The organism is Thalassobacter stenotrophicus, from assembly GCF_001458315.1.
Lineage (GTDB): Bacteria > Pseudomonadota > Alphaproteobacteria > Rhodobacterales > Rhodobacteraceae > Thalassobacter > Thalassobacter stenotrophicus.
This window is the reverse complement of sequence record NZ_CYRX01000031.1, coordinates 238,175-253,177: the sequence shown is the minus strand read 5'-3', so window position 1 is coordinate 253,177 and position 15,003 is coordinate 238,175. Positions and strand designations below refer to the sequence as shown.

The 15,003-nt window shown below is 60.2% G+C and carries 16 protein-coding genes and 1 tRNA gene; 11 read left to right on the top strand and 6 right to left on the bottom strand.

Annotated features, from left to right (window positions below; genetic code table 11):
- Window positions 1–22: 22 nt before the first annotated feature.
- From THS5294_RS11920 to scpB, 4 genes are read left to right on the top strand one after another with little or no spacing between them, the layout of a single operon-like run.
- Window positions 23–913 carry an SPOR domain-containing protein gene (locus THS5294_RS11920; protein ID WP_058123939.1) on the top strand — a complete coding sequence of 297 codons (891 nt, stop codon included), beginning with the start codon at window positions 23–25 and terminating at the stop codon, window positions 911–913.
- A complete protein-coding gene (nagZ, locus tag THS5294_RS11915) occupies window positions 910–1,911 on the top strand; it encodes a beta-N-acetylhexosaminidase (protein ID WP_058123938.1) in 1,002 nt (333 codons plus the stop codon). The genes THS5294_RS11920 and nagZ overlap by 4 nt, the downstream gene beginning before the upstream one ends.
- 15 nt (window positions 1,912–1,926) lie before the next feature.
- On the top strand, window positions 1,927–2,772 hold the full coding sequence (locus tag THS5294_RS11910) for a segregation and condensation protein A (protein ID WP_082645013.1): 846 nt from the start codon (window positions 1,927–1,929) through the stop codon (window positions 2,770–2,772).
- On the top strand, window positions 2,769–3,476 hold the full coding sequence (gene scpB, locus THS5294_RS11905) for an SMC-Scp complex subunit ScpB (RefSeq protein WP_058123937.1): 708 nt from the start codon (window positions 2,769–2,771) through the stop codon (window positions 3,474–3,476). The genes THS5294_RS11910 and scpB overlap by 4 nt, the downstream gene beginning before the upstream one ends.
- A gap of 93 nt (window positions 3,477–3,569) precedes the next feature.
- On the opposite strand, the gene glnA is transcribed toward scpB, so the two are convergent.
- Window positions 3,570–4,976 carry a type I glutamate--ammonia ligase gene (gene glnA, locus THS5294_RS11900; RefSeq protein WP_038003590.1) on the bottom strand — a complete coding sequence of 469 codons (1,407 nt, stop codon included), beginning with the start codon at window positions 4,974–4,976 and terminating at the stop codon, window positions 3,570–3,572.
- A 39-nt stretch (window positions 4,977–5,015) separates the two neighbouring features.
- Window positions 5,016–5,354 carry a P-II family nitrogen regulator gene (locus tag THS5294_RS11895; protein WP_038003588.1) on the bottom strand — a complete coding sequence of 113 codons (339 nt, stop codon included), beginning with the start codon at window positions 5,352–5,354 and terminating at the stop codon, window positions 5,016–5,018.
- Between the two features lie 167 nt (window positions 5,355–5,521).
- Between THS5294_RS11895 and THS5294_RS11890 the strand changes: the two genes are divergently transcribed.
- Complete coding sequence (locus THS5294_RS11890) at window positions 5,522–7,096, top strand: bifunctional ADP-dependent NAD(P)H-hydrate dehydratase/NAD(P)H-hydrate epimerase (RefSeq protein ID WP_058123936.1); 1,575 nt, start codon at window positions 5,522–5,524, stop codon at window positions 7,094–7,096.
- On the opposite strand, the gene THS5294_RS11885 is transcribed toward THS5294_RS11890, so the two are convergent.
- The gene (locus THS5294_RS11885; RefSeq protein ID WP_072936646.1) at window positions 7,093–7,560 is read right to left on the bottom strand and encodes a Hint domain-containing protein; all 468 of its coding nucleotides are present in this window, start codon (window positions 7,558–7,560) and stop codon (window positions 7,093–7,095) included. The two genes, THS5294_RS11890 and THS5294_RS11885, sit on opposite strands and share 4 nt — an antisense overlap.
- A 293-nt stretch (window positions 7,561–7,853) precedes the next feature.
- Here THS5294_RS11885 and THS5294_RS11880 point away from each other — a divergent pair.
- Both THS5294_RS11880 and THS5294_RS11875 read left to right on the top strand, forming a co-directional pair.
- A tRNA-Leu gene (locus THS5294_RS11880) sits at window positions 7,854–7,937 on the top strand.
- A 171-nt stretch (window positions 7,938–8,108) separates the two neighbouring features.
- The gene (locus THS5294_RS11875; RefSeq protein ID WP_058123934.1) at window positions 8,109–9,314 is read left to right on the top strand and encodes a glycerate kinase type-2 family protein; all 1,206 of its coding nucleotides are present in this window, start codon (window positions 8,109–8,111) and stop codon (window positions 9,312–9,314) included.
- 49 nt (window positions 9,315–9,363) lie between these two features.
- On the opposite strand, the gene THS5294_RS11870 is transcribed toward THS5294_RS11875, so the two are convergent.
- Window positions 9,364–10,635, bottom strand: coding sequence for an alkyl/aryl-sulfatase (locus tag THS5294_RS11870; protein ID WP_058123933.1), 1,272 nt, complete (start codon window positions 10,633–10,635; stop codon window positions 9,364–9,366).
- A 146-nt stretch (window positions 10,636–10,781) separates the two neighbouring features.
- Between THS5294_RS11870 and THS5294_RS11865 the strand changes: the two genes are divergently transcribed.
- On the top strand, window positions 10,782–11,240 hold the full coding sequence (locus tag THS5294_RS11865) for a DUF1499 domain-containing protein (RefSeq protein ID WP_058123932.1): 459 nt from the start codon (window positions 10,782–10,784) through the stop codon (window positions 11,238–11,240).
- A gap of 4 nt (window positions 11,241–11,244) precedes the next feature.
- Here the strand turns inward: THS5294_RS11865 and THS5294_RS18270 are convergent, their stop codons facing one another.
- Window positions 11,245–11,472, bottom strand: coding sequence for a hypothetical protein (locus THS5294_RS18270; RefSeq protein WP_052068416.1), 228 nt, complete (start codon window positions 11,470–11,472; stop codon window positions 11,245–11,247).
- An 84-nt stretch (window positions 11,473–11,556) separates the two neighbouring features.
- Here THS5294_RS18270 and prfA point away from each other — a divergent pair, with 84 nt between their 5' ends.
- From prfA to THS5294_RS11850, 3 genes are all read left to right on the top strand, one after another.
- A complete protein-coding gene (gene prfA, locus THS5294_RS11860; protein WP_058123931.1) occupies window positions 11,557–12,612 on the top strand; it encodes a peptide chain release factor 1 in 1,056 nt (351 codons plus the stop codon).
- On the top strand, window positions 12,609–13,466 hold the full coding sequence (gene prmC / locus THS5294_RS11855; RefSeq protein WP_058123930.1) for a peptide chain release factor N(5)-glutamine methyltransferase: 858 nt from the start codon (window positions 12,609–12,611) through the stop codon (window positions 13,464–13,466). Before prfA ends, prmC begins: the two co-directional genes overlap by 4 nt.
- A 254-nt stretch (window positions 13,467–13,720) precedes the next feature.
- Window positions 13,721–14,323, top strand: a complete 603-nt coding sequence (locus tag THS5294_RS11850; protein ID WP_038003578.1) for a DUF4167 domain-containing protein — start codon at window positions 13,721–13,723, stop codon at window positions 14,321–14,323.
- A gap of 10 nt (window positions 14,324–14,333) precedes the next feature.
- Here the strand turns inward: THS5294_RS11850 and THS5294_RS11845 are convergent, their stop codons facing one another.
- The gene (locus tag THS5294_RS11845; protein WP_058123929.1) at window positions 14,334–14,996 is read right to left on the bottom strand and encodes a hypothetical protein; all 663 of its coding nucleotides are present in this window, start codon (window positions 14,994–14,996) and stop codon (window positions 14,334–14,336) included.
- Window positions 14,997–15,003 lie beyond the last annotated feature (7 nt).

Below are 15,003 nucleotides of genomic sequence, written 5' to 3'. Positions count from 1 at the left end.
CGGGGCGAAAAAGGATACAGGCATGACGGACGTCAGGTATTTCGCGCAGGCGACCCCCAAGGCACGTGAAGCTTCAGCCACGGGGGCTGCCTCATTTGGGGTGGTTAACTGGGTTGGGGCAGGGTGCTCATTGGCGCTTGTGGCGGGCCTGATCACCTGGAGCGTGCAATTGACGCTGCGCGATGTGGCTGAGGTGCCGGTGATTGCAGCGTTGCAGGAACCGATGCGCGTGGCCCCCGAAGATCCCGGTGGGATGCAGGCGGCCTATCAGGGGCTGTCCGTCAATGAGATCAAGGCTGGTGGTGCTGCGGCGCCCGTAGCTGACCGTGTTGTGCTGGCCCCGGCACCCGTCAACCTAGAACCCGTGGTCCGGGAACAAACTGCACCAGAGCCAGTGGCGACTATCGTACAAACCTCAGCCTCCGCGCCGACGGATGCAGCTGTTGAAGCCCCGCAAGAATACGCATCCCTCAATGTGGCCAACCTGGCCTCGGAGCTGAGCGCGTCGCAGACTGGGGCGAACACGGACGTCATTCCCGCCTCCGTGCCGGGTATTGCACAATCGGTCCGCCCCGCGCCTCGGCCTGCGAATGTGCGGCGCGCGGCTGCCCCGGTTGAAGTGCAGCGCGCTTCGGTTGATGCCGACGCCAGCACTGTAGCGCCCGGCGCGCGGCTGGTGCAGCTGGGGGCGTTCGACACGCCCGAACAGGCGATGGCCGCATGGGAACGGCTGGAAAGCCGGTTCGGCGACTACATGGTGGGCAAGAAGCGATTGGTTCAAAGTGCAGTGTCTGGCGGTCGGAACTTTTACCGTCTGCGCGTCGTGGGCTTTGATGACGCGACCGCCGCACGGCAGTTCTGTTCCGCGTTTTTGTCACGCAATGCAGCCTGCATCCCGGTCACAGCTAAATGATCCCCAAGACGACTGGCGCCTATATCTTTGGGTGTGAGGGGCCGGTTCTGACGCAGGATGAAGCCGCGTTTTTAAAAGAAACGCAGCCCCTTGGGTTTATCCTGTTTGCACGCAACATCGAAAACCCCGATCAAGTACGTCGGCTGACGGCATCGCTACGGGCGGCGGTCGGGTGGCAAGCTCCGATCCTGATCGATCAAGAAGGTGGGCGGGTCCAGCGATTGCGCGCGCCGCATTGGCGGGAATGGCTGCCGCCTCTCGATCATATGCAAACGGCACGGGATGCTGTCCGGTCCATGGAGCTGCGCGCGCGGATCATCGCGCATGAGCTTTTTGAGGTCGGGATCGATGTGAACTGCACCCCGACTGCTGATCTGACAACTGCTGACACCCACCCCTTTTTGCGCAACCGCACTCTTGGCACTGAGACGGAGCAGGTCATCGCCGCCGCACGCGCGGTCGTGGCGGGCCAGTTGGCAGGTGGCGTTTTGTCGGTGGTCAAACACATTCCCGGCCATGGCCGCGGAACCAGCGACAGCCACCATGACCTGCCCACAGTGACCACGGATCGTGCGACGCTTGAGGGCACGGATTTCGCGGTGTTCAAAGCGTTACAAGACGTGCCCCTTGGGATGACCGCGCATGTTGTATATTCCGCGATTGACCCCGACGCCCCTGCTACGACCAGTCCGATCCTGCACCGCGTAATCCGAGACGACATCGGCTTTGACGGTCTGTTGATGACCGACGATCTGTCGATGAATGCCCTCCCGGGAGATATCCCGACCCGAGCACGCGATAGCATTCGCGCGGGCTGCGACGTGGTCCTGCATTGCAATGGTGACCGGGCTGAGATGGCAGCCGTGGTGGATGCCGCAGGTACCTTGTTGCCCAAGGCGTATGATAGGGCACAGGCGGCCTTGGCGCTGCGCCAGCCGCCAGCCGCCCTTGACATCAGCGCTGTTGAGGCCGACCTTGAGGCGCTCCTCAACGGATAGGGCCAACGGACCGGCATGTCGCCCCGCACACCTTTGCTTTCTGGGACCGAATGGCCCGCAGACCGTCGCACGGAAACCGATGCGGCGCCTCAGGCACGGGGTATCTCGGTCGAGGATCGGCTTGCGGCCGAAGCGCTGATCATTGATGTGGATGGGTTTGAGGGGCCGTTGGATCTGTTGCTGATGCTGTCACGCACGCAAAAGGTCGATCTGCGCAAAATATCGGTCCTGCAATTGGCTCGGCAATACCTTGTGTTCGTTGAAAAAGCGGCTGAACTGCGGATTGAGCTGGCGGCGGACTACCTTGTGATGGCGGCGTGGTTGGCCTTTCTCAAATCGCGCTTGCTTTTGCCGCCCGATCCCACCGCAGAGGGCCCTTCGGGTGAAGATCTCGCGGCGCACCTCGCGTTTCAGCTAGAGCGTTTGGAGGCCATGCGCGATGTGGCCGCGCGACTGATGGCGCGTGACCAATTGGGCAAGGACCGTTTTGCGCGCGGCATCACCGAGGATGTCACCCGCGCCCGGCGCATCACCTATACCGCCACACTTTTGGACCTGATGCAGGGGTACGCGCGTATTCGGACCCGCGATGATTTCCGCCCGTTTATCCTAGATCGCGATAGCGTCTACACGATGGAAGAGGCCTTGGAACGGCTGCGCGGCATGATGGGCTATGTCGGCGAATGGACGGATATTATGTCCTATCTCCCAGCGGGTTGGACCTCTGACCCGGTCAAGCGCCGGTCGGCCACAGCCGCGACATTCGCGGCAACGCTTGAGTTGGCAAAGGGAGGCGCGATTGAGTTGCGCCAAGGCGAGGTCTTTGCCCCCATTCAAATTCGCAGCAAGGCAGAGCAATGACAGACAGCGACCTACACGACCCGGCGGAACCCACAGACAGCCCCCAATCCGAGAGCCTGTTTGCCGCGCCCCCGCTGGCTGAGCAGGAGCGTATGGTAGAGGCAATCTTATTCGCCAGCGCCGAGCCAGTGGGCATCCCTGAGTTGCACGCGCGCATGCCCCATGGTTGTGACGCCCCCGCCGCGCTGAGCCTTCTACGCCGCCGGTACGAGGGGCGGGGGGTGCAATTGCTTCGGGTCGGGGATGCGTGGGCGTTTCGCACAGCCGCTGATCTGGGGTTCTTGATGACCCGTGAAATCATTGAGACCCGCAAGCTAAGCCGGGCCGCGATCGAGACACTGGCGATCATCGCCTACCATCAACCTGTGACCCGCGCTGAGATTGAAGAAATTAGAGGGGTCTCTGTGTCCAAAGGCACAGTGGATCAGCTGATTGAGTTGGAATGGGTCAAGCTGGGCAAACGGCGTATGACGCCAGGACGGCCCGTGACCTTTATCGTGACCCAAGAGTTCCTCGATCACTTTGGTCTCGAAAATGCGCGGGATCTTCCGGGGCTTAAAGAGTTGCGCGCTGCTGGCCTGCTGGAAAACCGGCCGCCGCCCGGCACCGAAATGGTGGATGAAGCCGCGCAAGATGATGGGCAAGAAGGGCTTTTTGAGCCTGACGCGTTGGGTGATAGCGACCCGCTGATCGAAGATCCATAGCCGCGCGGTCACTTTCGCCGACCCAAAATTACTTACGAATAACGCAAAAGGGCGCCCCAAGAGGCGCCCTTCTTTATCAGACTAATCAGACAATTAGCAGGAGTAGTACATGCCGTACTCAACGGGGTGCGGCGTGTGCTCGTAGTTGTACACTTCTTCCCACTTCAGCTCCATGTAGCCTTGGATCTGGTCTTTGGTGAACACGTCACCGGCCAGAAGGAAGTCGTGGTCTTTTTCCAGCTCGTCGAGCGCTTCACGCAAGGAGGCGCAGACCGTTGGGATCTCAGCCAGCTCTTCTGGTGGCAGATCGTAGAGGTCTTTGTCAGAGGCTTCACCGGGGTGGATCTTGTTGGTGATACCGTCAAGACCAGCCATCAGCAGAGCTGCGAAGCACAGGTAGGGGTTCGCTGCTGGGTCGGGGAAACGAGCCTCAACGCGCTTGGCTTTGGGCGACTCGGACCATGGAATACGGACACAACCGGACCGGTTACGTGCCGAGTAGGCGCGCAGAACGGGGGCTTCAAAGCCGGGGATCAGACGCTTGTAGGAGTTCGTCGAGGGGTTCGTGAAGGCGTTCAACGCTTTTGCGTGCTTCAGGATACCACCGATGAAGTACAGAGCTTCGTCCGACAGATCGGCGTATTTGTCGCCTGCGAACAGGGGCTTGCCGTCTTTCCAGATCGACATGTTCACGTGCATGCCTGTGCCGTTGTCGCCTGCGATAGGCTTGGGCATGAATGTCGCGGACTTGCCGTAGGCGTGGGCCACGTTGTGGATCACGTATTTGTACTTTTGCAGCTCATCAGCTTGGTGCGTGAGCGAGCCAAAAATCAGACCCAGCTCGTGCTGGCACGACGCCACCTCGTGGTGGTGTTTGTCGACCTTCATGCCCATGCGCTTCATCGTGGAGAGCATTTCGGACCGCAGGTCTTGGGCTGCGTCGGTGGGGTTCACTGGGAAGTAGCCGCCTTTTACGCCGGGACGGTGACCCATGTTGCCCATGTCGTACTCAGCGTCGGTGTTCCAGGATGCGTCCTGAGCGTCGACTTCGAACGACACTTTGTTCATCGTGTTCGAGAAACGTACGTCGTCAAACAGGAAGAATTCAGCTTCGGGGCCAAAGTAGGATACGTCACCGATACCTGAGGACTTGAGGTAAGCCTCGGCTTTTTCAGCGGTGCCGCGGGGGTCACGGGGGTAGGGTTCGCCGGTGTCGGGCTCAACCACGGAGCAGTGAATGCAGATGGTTTTTTCCGCGTAGAACGGGTCAACATAGACGCTGTTCGTGTCGGGCATCAGTTTCATGTCCGACTCTTCGATGGATTTCCAGCCAGCGATGGACGAACCGTCGAACATGAAGCCTTCGTCCAAGAAGTCTTCGTCTACGAGGTCAGCAACGATCGTAACGTGCTGCAGTTTGCCGCGTGGATCAGTGAAGCGGATGTCGACGTATTCGACGTCCTCGTCTTTGATCATCTTAAGAACAGCGTCTTTGCTCATGGAGCTTCCCCTTTGTGCTCTGTGTTTTGTGTGAACTGATTAGACAGCATCGTCGCCGGTTTCGCCGGTCCGAATGCGGATGGCTTGCGCGATGTCTGAAACGAAAATTTTACCGTCCCCGATTTTGTCGGTTTTGGCAGCGCCAACAATGGCGTCGATGGCTCCGTCTAGCATGTCATCGGCGATGACAAGCTCGATTTTGACCTTTGGCAGGAAGTCGACGACGTATTCGGCGCCGCGATAAAGCTCGGTATGGCCTTTTTGGCGGCCAAAGCCTTTCACTTCCGTAACCGACAAACCCTGGATGCCAATTTCTTGCAGGGCTTCTTTTACTTCGTCGAGTTTGAACGGCTTAATGATGGCTTCTATTTTTTTCATTCCCAGCTCCTCCTACGCAGTTGGAAACGGGCAGATCACTTCTCAGGAGGGGGTGCAATTGGGTAAGGTGCTGGCGTGGGGGTGCGTTTGGGGATTCTGGAGGTGCCGCTTAAAATTTGGGCATATAGTATAATAATTATGCAGTTTTTGAATGGACCGGTGGCGTGATGACCGAATTGCTGACTTCGGCCCAGATGCGGGCGGTGGAAATGGCCGCGATAGAGGCGGGATCGGTGACGGGGCTGGCGCTGATGGAGAAAGCGGGCCAAGGCGTCGTGGGGGCGGTGTTTAAGCGGTATCCCCATCTCGCAGAAGGTGACCATGTCTGCCAAGTTTTATGTGGCCCCGGCAACAATGGCGGCGACGGATATGTTATCGCACGGCTGCTGGCGGCACGCGGTTGGGCGGTGCATGTTTTTGCTTTGGCCCCGGCAAAAACACCCGATGCAAAGCATAACGCCGAGCGTTGGGCGCAAGGGTCCGCGCCTTTGACCGTTGCGGGATTGACCGCAGCACCTGCGCCGGATTTGACGGTTGATGCGGTTTTTGGCACGGGGTTAACGCGCGGCCCGGGCGAGGATTTGGTTACGGCGCTGCGCTGTGCCTATGATCGCTCTGCCTTGATCGTTGCGGTGGATGCGCCCTCGGGTTTTTGCCTCGACAGCGGTCGCTGGCTCGGCGGCGCAGATGGGTGTGTCGCGGCTGATATGACAGTCACGTTTGAGAGCCCAAAGGTTGGGCATTATTTGGCGCAGGGACCTGAGGCTTGTGGTCAATTAGAAACTGTCGATTTGGGCCTGTCCGCTTGGCGTGCTGCGCGATCCGCATCTGCGGCTGCGAGTGAAAATGTGCGCTTGCTGGATCCCGACCGGGATGCAGCGCGTTTGCGTGCGCATTTCACAAAGGGTCAGGGGCATAAATATAGTCATGGTCACGTTCTCGTTTTGGCCGGTGGCATGGGGCGCACGGGGGCTGCACGGTTGGCGGCACGTGCTGCATTGCGAGTTGGTGCGGGCGCGGTGACACTGGCCGCACCTGGCAGTGCTATGATGGAATGTGCCAATCAGGTGACGGCCGTGATGCTACGTCGTTGTGACAGCGGTGCGGATCTGGAGGCGCTTGTCGGCGCGGGCAAAATCTCAACGCTGGTGATCGGCCCGGGCCTTGGGCTGGAGGATCGCCACGCCGGTTTAGTGCGAGCTGCCTTGGCCACTGGGCTGCGTTGTGTCCTTGACGCGGATGCCCTCACGCTAATCGCGCGGCATCCAGAGTTGCGCGCGGCACTGCACGCCGACTGTATTTTGACACCCCATATGGGCGAGTTCGCGCGGCTTTGGCCCGATTTGGCGCAAAGACTAACGGATGGGGGCGAGGCGCTGACAGGCCCTGCGTTTTCGAAAATAGACGCAACTCGGGCTGCTGCGGCATCCGCTGGCTGTACTGTTTTACTCAAGGGACCTGATACTGTGATCGCTGAGCCAAACGGTCATGCTAATGTGCATGCGGCGCTCTATGATCATACAGCGCCGTGGCTGGCCACGGCAGGGGCGGGCGATGTTCTGGCTGGGTTCATTGCTGGCGGTATGGCCCAGTCAACGCGAGATGCCGCGTGGTGCGCAGCGGCAGCGGCTTGGTTACATGTAGAGGCCGCGCGGGCCTTTGGTCCCGGCCTCATTGCGGAAGATTTGCCAGAGATCGTCCCCAATGTCTTGCGCAAGCTGTTCGGCGTCTCGTCCAGTTAGTCGGGGCGATTGGGAATGGGGTCAAGGCACATGCCCGCGCTGAGCAGCTCCAAGCCGTTTGCATAGATGACGGACGGAGTTGTGAAATGCAGAGCCACCATCTTTTCGGCATCGCGAACGCAGTCCCGCACGATTGTCCCGTCAATCAAGCGCGAGGCTGCCACCCGCGCTTGCTTGCGCCCATAAAGCATCATGGCGCGCCAATCGCGCACGACAATCGGTTGATCCGGCAGAACTTGCATGTCGCAAACAGGCCGTCCAACGCCGAACGCATTGGCGGGAATATGCACCATCTGCTGGTGCATATTGGGCGTGCGCGTGATTGTCGCCACAAGCGGTAGCACACCATTGTCGCGGGTAATGATCCGGTCACTGGTTTTGAGGCGCGCTGCGGGTTTTTCACCACTGCACGTCAATATTTTCGTATCTGCCGTGACCCCGTGTACAAGGGACATGTGCGTCATGATGCGCGATCCAGCGCGCGGGGAAGGGGGGCTGTCATGTTTCATGTTGCTGCCCGGTGTGCCCCGCAATCCGTAAACAGCACCCTAATACTAGCGCTCGATGCGCATCAGGTTTTCATCAAATTGCGGGTAGTTTTGGGCCGAGGGGGCGCGCCATTGAGCGAGCAAAGCCAAGGACGCGCCGGAAAGGCGCTCTCAGGCTGCAAAATTTCAAGAGAATTTTCCATAGTCCGGGCATTTCGCGCATGTTGCCTCTTTTCTCCCCGCTCCGGCTTTGCTAACCAGCCCACACTGCGGCTGTGGTGAAATTGGTAGACACGCTGGTTTTAGGTACCAGTGCTTTTAGCGTGGGGGTTCAAGTCCCTCCAGCCGCACCAACCACATAGACATTTGATTACGAATGCACTGCCTAGGGTCTGCAAAGCATTCCCACTGTTTTGGCATCTGTATTCAAGGTGACGCTGCCGCGACGACTTTGATAACCTTCCACCCTTGAGATTGTGTTGTTCGATCTCTACCCGTTGAGGCGGAACCTCGGGGGGAAGTGGATGCGAGATCACGTTCGAGCGATTTTTGAAGCAGGTGTCGCAGCGGCGGACCCGTTTGAGGCGGTGACTGCGGCGCTGAGGGGGCTGTCGCGCCCAACCCATCTGATTGCACTGGGAAAAGCCGCGCCACGCATGGCGGCAGCGGTGCATGCGCAGTTCCCTGGCATCCCGAGCCTGATTGTCACGACGGACCAACCTGTGCCTGACCTTGAAAATACACAGGTCATGATCGGGGATCATCCGGTGCCATCTGAACGCTCAGCGGCGGCGGGGGAGGCGGCGCTAGAGTGGCTTGCAGCCATCGCACGCGAACACGGACCAAAGGCTCATGTGCTCGCGCTTATCTCTGGCGGCGGCTCGGCGTTGTGCGTGGCCCCAGTGGCGGGCGTCACGCTTGCGCAGAAGGCAGCGGTGAACGCCAGCTTGTTGGGCGCGGGCCTAGATATCGTACGCATGAACATCGTGCGCCAAGCGCTAAGCCGCACCAAGGGCGGTGGGCTTTTGCGTGCGGCGTTGCCCGCGCAGATGACCAGCTTAGTGCTCTCGGATGTGGTGGGCGACGATCCGAGGGCGGTGGCCTCTGGTCCCACGGCTGGGCCGATCTCTGACATTGCTGAGGCTCGGCAGATCGTGCGGGATGCGGGGCTATGGGCGGACATGCCGGTGTCGGTACAAGCCGCGCTGAGCCGAGAGGACCGCGCCAACGCAATGCCCCGCGCTGAGGTGCGCATGATTGGCTCCAACGCATTGTCGGTGCGTGCGATGAGCAAAGCGGTGCCCGAGGCGCGGGTGATCGATGCAGCCCTTGAGGGCGACGTCGCGGAAGCAGCGGCGCAGATCGTGACGCTCGCACGCTTGGGCAGTGGGATGTGGCTCATGGGCGGAGAAACTACGGTTCTTTTGCGCGGTACGGGGCGTGGGGGGCGCAATCAAGAACTGGCTCTTCGGGTCGCACGGGCGCTGCGCGACCTAGATCACCCTTTCGTCTTTTTGTCTGGTGGCACAGATGGGCGGGACGGCCCCACGGATGCCGCCGGTGGTATCGTCGACAACGGCACATGGGCGCGGATTGGTCCCGAGGCCCAGGCACTGTTGGAGAATAACGACAGCTATGCCGCGCTGTCGCGCGCGGGCGATTTGCTGCAAATGCCAGCCACTGGCACCAACGTGGCCGACCTGCAAATTCTATGGGTGGACGCGGGCTAATGCCGAGCGCGGATGGGTCAGGCGGCCTTTTGCAGCGACGGTCTTGTCCCTAAACGTCCATCTCTAACGCGCAAGACAGATAGTAATTGCGCGCAATCGCGTTTTGCTCGCTTTCGCCCAGAATACGCAGGCAAGCGTGTTTGAGGCCGCGCGCCTCCGCCACATGGTGGCCGGTGGCGATAAGTCGATCACATAGTTCCATCGACCACTGTGGATCATCGGCCTCTTCTGCGGCCAAAAGGACAGCGTTTGGCCCACCTGCAAGCGCGATCATCCGCGTCGCCTCATCCTTGGGCGATAGGCGGGCAAGATTGGTTGGATTTCCATCAAACCAACCCAGCGCGCTTTGCGCATAGGCGCGGACGGCCCAATCGACACGGCCGTAGACCTCTTGCAGGTGCGGCTTAGACGCAAGCGCTTGGGGCAGGGCAATGGATTGCGCCAAATCATCTACCGAGCGGCCGGAATTCAACCCTTCAACCGTGGCAAGGATGATGTGCCGGATGGCGTCGCGGTAGTCACCCAGCACCCCTTGGATGGTGTCGGCCCCGACGACGGGCTTGGTGTGCCCGGGGGCCAGAACCTCAGCTTCAAACGCGATCAAGCGATCGAGGGACCGCGCCCAGACTTCAAAATCTCGCGCGCCAGAGCCGCGTATCGCAGCAAGGTTGGGAAAGGCCGCGTAATAGCTGCCGCCACAAAACAGCGTGCGGGCCTGAGGGTGCCAGACAACGATGTGGTCCGCGCTCTTGCCTGGCGCGCTGTGCAATTCCAATCGCAGCCCGTCGTCTTCAAGAAAGGCGCCATCGGCGTCAACGGTCCGTGTGGGCGGTAAGTACCCCGTGCCGCGCGCCCCACGAGAAGACTTTGCATAGCCTGAACCGGCAAAGATTTGATCCTCTTTGGGCAGGTCCGCGCCCACGATGCGCCGCGTGCGCCGTGCCCTTGCCGCAGAAGCTGTCGGTTGGTTCGTGGCGGAGTTTTGCGCGGCAATCTCTGGCTGAAAGCCAGTGGCGGCAATGATCTGAGTGCTTTCGTCGGCGAACACGCTGGCCCCGCCGATATAATCGCGGTGTCCATGGGTATAGATAAGCGTGCGAACGGGTTTTTGCGTGACCTTGCGGACCTGCGCCAAAACCGCTTGAGCGGCGTTAATACTGTCGGTGCTATCGATCACGACAAGGCCGGTTTGGCCTTCGATGATATGGACATTGGCCTTGGCAAACCCCACGGCAGACCACACCCCTGGGGCGAGTTCCGTAAACGATTGCGAAAAGTGAGCCGCATAAGTGGCAAGCAGCGGGTGGGCGCGATTTGGCATGGTCGGTCTCGGTGGTGTCAGGAAGTTCTGACGATCTGTGCGTCTAGTTTAGTCGATCCCTTGTCCTTCGTCTACCCAGTGTTACCTATGTAACGCGCAGATATCGAAAGCGAAAATCGTTGCAAATTGCACAAGGGGCGAGTGGAATGTTGAAAAATGCACTGATCGGGGTTGGGCTGATTGCGGCCTTTGGTGTGGCCTACGTGCGCTATGCGCCGCTGTATCCAAACCAATGGCATGTTGATCCCGCAACGGTTGAGCGGACGGGCAAGCCCAATGATTTTCTCATGGCAGAAGGGGGCGATCAGCCCCCGGCGGTATTTGCTGCCGATGTGGTCACCGTGGCGGCTGCACTGGACGCAGTTGTTGCATCGGAACCAGCGACGTTTGTGATGGCCGGGGCCGCATCTGATGGGTTTGTGACATATGTTCAGCGGTCCAAACTGATGGGCTTTCCCGACATGATCTCGATCACCCTACAACCCGTGGAGGGCGGCACGATGATGCACGCCTATGCCCGCGCGCGGGATGGGCATTCAGACCTAGGCGTGAATGCCGCGCGGATGACCCGCTGGGTCGCGGCCCTAGAGGCGCGGCTGGGGTAGGTGGCTAGCTCGATACGCAGCCTTCATATTGTTCGCGCCATGTCATCGTGTTCAGGCTCATGTCGCACAGGGCAGTGAAACTGCGCCCGCCGACCGTGAGGCAGCGCAATTCGCCAAGCGCTACGGGCTGGCCCTGACCATCGCGGCAGTAACACGACGGCTCTTTCGCGATAACAGGTGTGGCGCTCAGGGCAAAGACAAGGCAGAGAAGCGGGGTAAACGTTCGTTGCATTTAGATCTCCCATCGGTCTGAGTATCCAAAGATAGCGCGCGCGGCCCTCTTGACCAAACTGGCGCAATCGCCGAAGTGACCAAAATGATACCCATGGACACCTTGGCCCAGATCACGGGCCGGTATGAATACATCGAAGCGCAGCTGAACGCGGGGCCCAAGGCCAGCGAGATTGCCGCGCTGACCCGAGAGTATTCCGAGCTGACACCCGTTGCAGAGCAAATCGCGGCCTACCGGCAGATGTTGGACGACATCGCGGAAGCTGAGACCATGCTGGGCGATCCGGAAATGAAGGAATTGGCTGAGGAAGAGTTGCCCGCGCTCAAGGCTTCTTTGCCTGAGTTGGAGCATTCCCTGCGGCTTGCGCTTTTGCCCAAGGATTCGGCCGATGCCAAACCTGCGATCCTCGAAATCCGTCCGGGGACCGGCGGGGATGAGGCAGCCTTGTTCGCAGCAGACCTGTTCGGAATGTACCAACGCTATGCTGAGGCACGCGGTTGGAAGGTCGAAATCATCGAACAACAGATGACCGAACTGGGCGGGCTCAAGGAATTGACCGCGCGGATTGTGGGTGAAAACGTGTTTGCCCGGCTCAAGTACGAAAGCGGTGTGCACCGGGTGCAGCGTGTACCGTCCACCGAAAGCGGAGGGCGGATTCACACTTCTGCAGCGACAGTTGCGGTCCTGCCGGAGGCTGAGGATGTGGATATCGACATCCCCGCTACGGACATTCGGATCGACACAATGCGGGCCAGCGGCTCGGGTGGGCAGCACGTCAACACGACCGACTCCGCGGTTCGGATCACTCACCTTCCCACGGGGCTGATCGTCACCTCGTCCGAGAAATCACAGCACCGTAACCGCGAAATCGCGATGTCTGTCTTGCGCGCCCGGCTGTATGAGGCAGAGCGTGCCCGGATCGACGGCGAACGCTCTGCGGACCGCAAGGCGCAGGTCGGCTCGGGGGACCGTTCAGAGCGGATTCGCACGTATAACTTTCCGCAAGGACGCATGTCTGATCACCGCATCAACCTGACGCTCTACAAGCTGGACGCCATTCTTGGCGGCGATTTGGATGAGACCATTGACGCGTTGACCGCCGACGCGCAGGCCCATCAGCTTGCCGAAATGGAGGCATGAGCGGGACCACCCTTCGCGCGCTGTGGCTATCGGCGCGGGCGCAGTTGGCGGCTCTGCCCAAGGATGAGGCGGAGCGCGACGCCCGCCTTTTGATACAGGCGGCATTCCGCCTAACACCCGCTGGGTTTACCGCTAATTTGGGTCGGATTGTCCCCGAAGGCGATCCTTGCAAGGATCATCTGGATTGGATGCTCAGCAAACGCGCGCAACGGATGCCCGTCAGCCACATCCTGCGAGAAGCGGTGTTTTGGGGCCGCACGTTTGAGGTCACATCGGCGACCCTAGCGCCTCGGGGTGATACCGAAAGCCTATTGGCTGAGGCGCTCTCTGTCCCGTTCGACACCATGCTTGATTTGGGGACGGGCACGGGGTGCCTAGGGATCTCACTCCTCGCGGAGCGTAAGGCCGCGCAGGGAATTGCCACTGATATCTCTGTTGAGGCGCTGGCTGTGGCGGGGCGCAATGCCATTCGGCATGGGGTTGAGGCGCGGCTCAGTTGCATCCAAAGCGATTGGTTGGCGCAGGTCACGGGCACCTTCGATCTGATCGTGAGTAACCCGCCCTATATCACTGAGGCCGCCTTTGCGACTTTGGCCCCAGAGGTGCGTGAATATGAACCCAAAACCGCGCTTACCCCAGGGGGCGACGGGCTTGAACCGTATCGGATTTTGTGTGCGCAGACGCCTGCGTACCTGGTGCCGGGCGGATGGTTGATGGTTGAGATCGGCTATGACCAAGGTCCCGCTGTCGCCGCCTTGATGGAGGGGGCGGGGTTGCAACGTGTCACTGTGGTGGCGGACCTCTCGGGACATGACCGTGTTGTGCGCGGGCAGCGCGCGCCGCTTGCATTGTGATTGTCAGTCACGCGGGTGCCCAGATGGCCCTTAAGGTCCGCGCAAACCTCACTATCTTAAGGGGGTATCGCATTTTGCACTTGCCCCGTTCGGCCGCACATGTTTATTGGAGGGGTGTCGCAAGTCTGGCAGAACACGCCAGCGCCTCACTGAACCACTTACATCGCGGGGACAACGCAGCCATCTATCGGCGCACCCTGCTTCCCAGCCGCCCTGTGCGGCCATAGCTTATAAAGCCAAAAACCGATATCCTCATGAGATCTTCCAAGTCCCGCTCGCGGAATAAGAACAATCGCAATCGCTCTGTTGGTAATGTCGTCAACCGGGTTTTTGACAGCTCAGGTCCCGAGGGCAAGGTGCGTGGCACCCCTCAGCAGATCATCGAAAAGTACAACCAACTTGCGCGTGATGCGCAACTGTCTGGCGACCGCGTTGCGTTGGAAAATTTCCAACAACACGCGGAGCATTACACCCGGCTTTTGGCCACCGCTCAGCGGGAACAAGATGCGCGCCGTGAGGCCCAAGAGGCCCAGCAGCAACAACAGCAGAACCGCTCTGATCGCAACCAAGACCGCAATCAGGACAGGGACCGCCAGCAGGATCGTGGCAACCACCGCCATCAGCAGCAACCCGAGGCAGCACCTCAGGTTGAGGATCCAGCCACAGCCGCTCAGCCCGAAGTGATGGAAGCAGACGCGCCCGTCACCTTGGTTGAAACGCCAGAGACCAAGGTTGACGCGCCGCCCAAAGCGGCTCGCAAACCTCGGCCGCGCGCGCGGGCCAAAGCCCCCAAAGAGGGTGCTGAGACTGCATCTGAGCCAAAGACCGACAGCCCCGAGACGCCCGCCGCTGAATAGGCGTGGGCTGTTAAGGCTGACGGATGATTGCTGCGATACCGTGGCGCTCAATCTCTCGTGACATTTGACAATGCGCCTGCGCGTAAAGCGCGCGGGCGTTATTTGCGGTTTCCTGTGTCCAGTCAATGAGGGTCGTGGGCAGTGAGCGCGGGGCAGGGCAATCGCGGGCCATACGTGGCCCCTTTGCGACCCATTCAGCCAACCCTTCCTCCCGCCACAGCACGCGGCGCGCCCAAATCGGCGCAAGGCGGCTGCGCGCGGCATGGGTCAGCTCATGGCGCAAAACGATGGGATCAATTCCAAATGGTGTGATCAAAACGGCTCGGTGCCCGTAGGCAGCCCCTAACGCGTCGGGTGCCTGAAGTCGCGCAGTACAGGTCTGTGTCGTGCAGACCAAAATAGTTACATCCGCAGAGCCGAGACCAAAAATGCGGTCTACATCGGCCCGCGCAAAGCCTGTCATCTGTGTCAGACCCAGCAGGGCAGCACGATCCGGGTCATCCACCCACAGCTGATTGTCGATCCGGTGCAACCCAAAGCAGGCCGGGCAATATGCCGCCAGAACCGGCGGGGCCTTGAACCATAGAAAACCAAAGGCTCCGACAACAGCGAGCGTGCTCAGTATGGCAAAGCGGCGCAGCAGCCGCAGGATCAACCTAGGTGGCAGGATCACCCGCCGC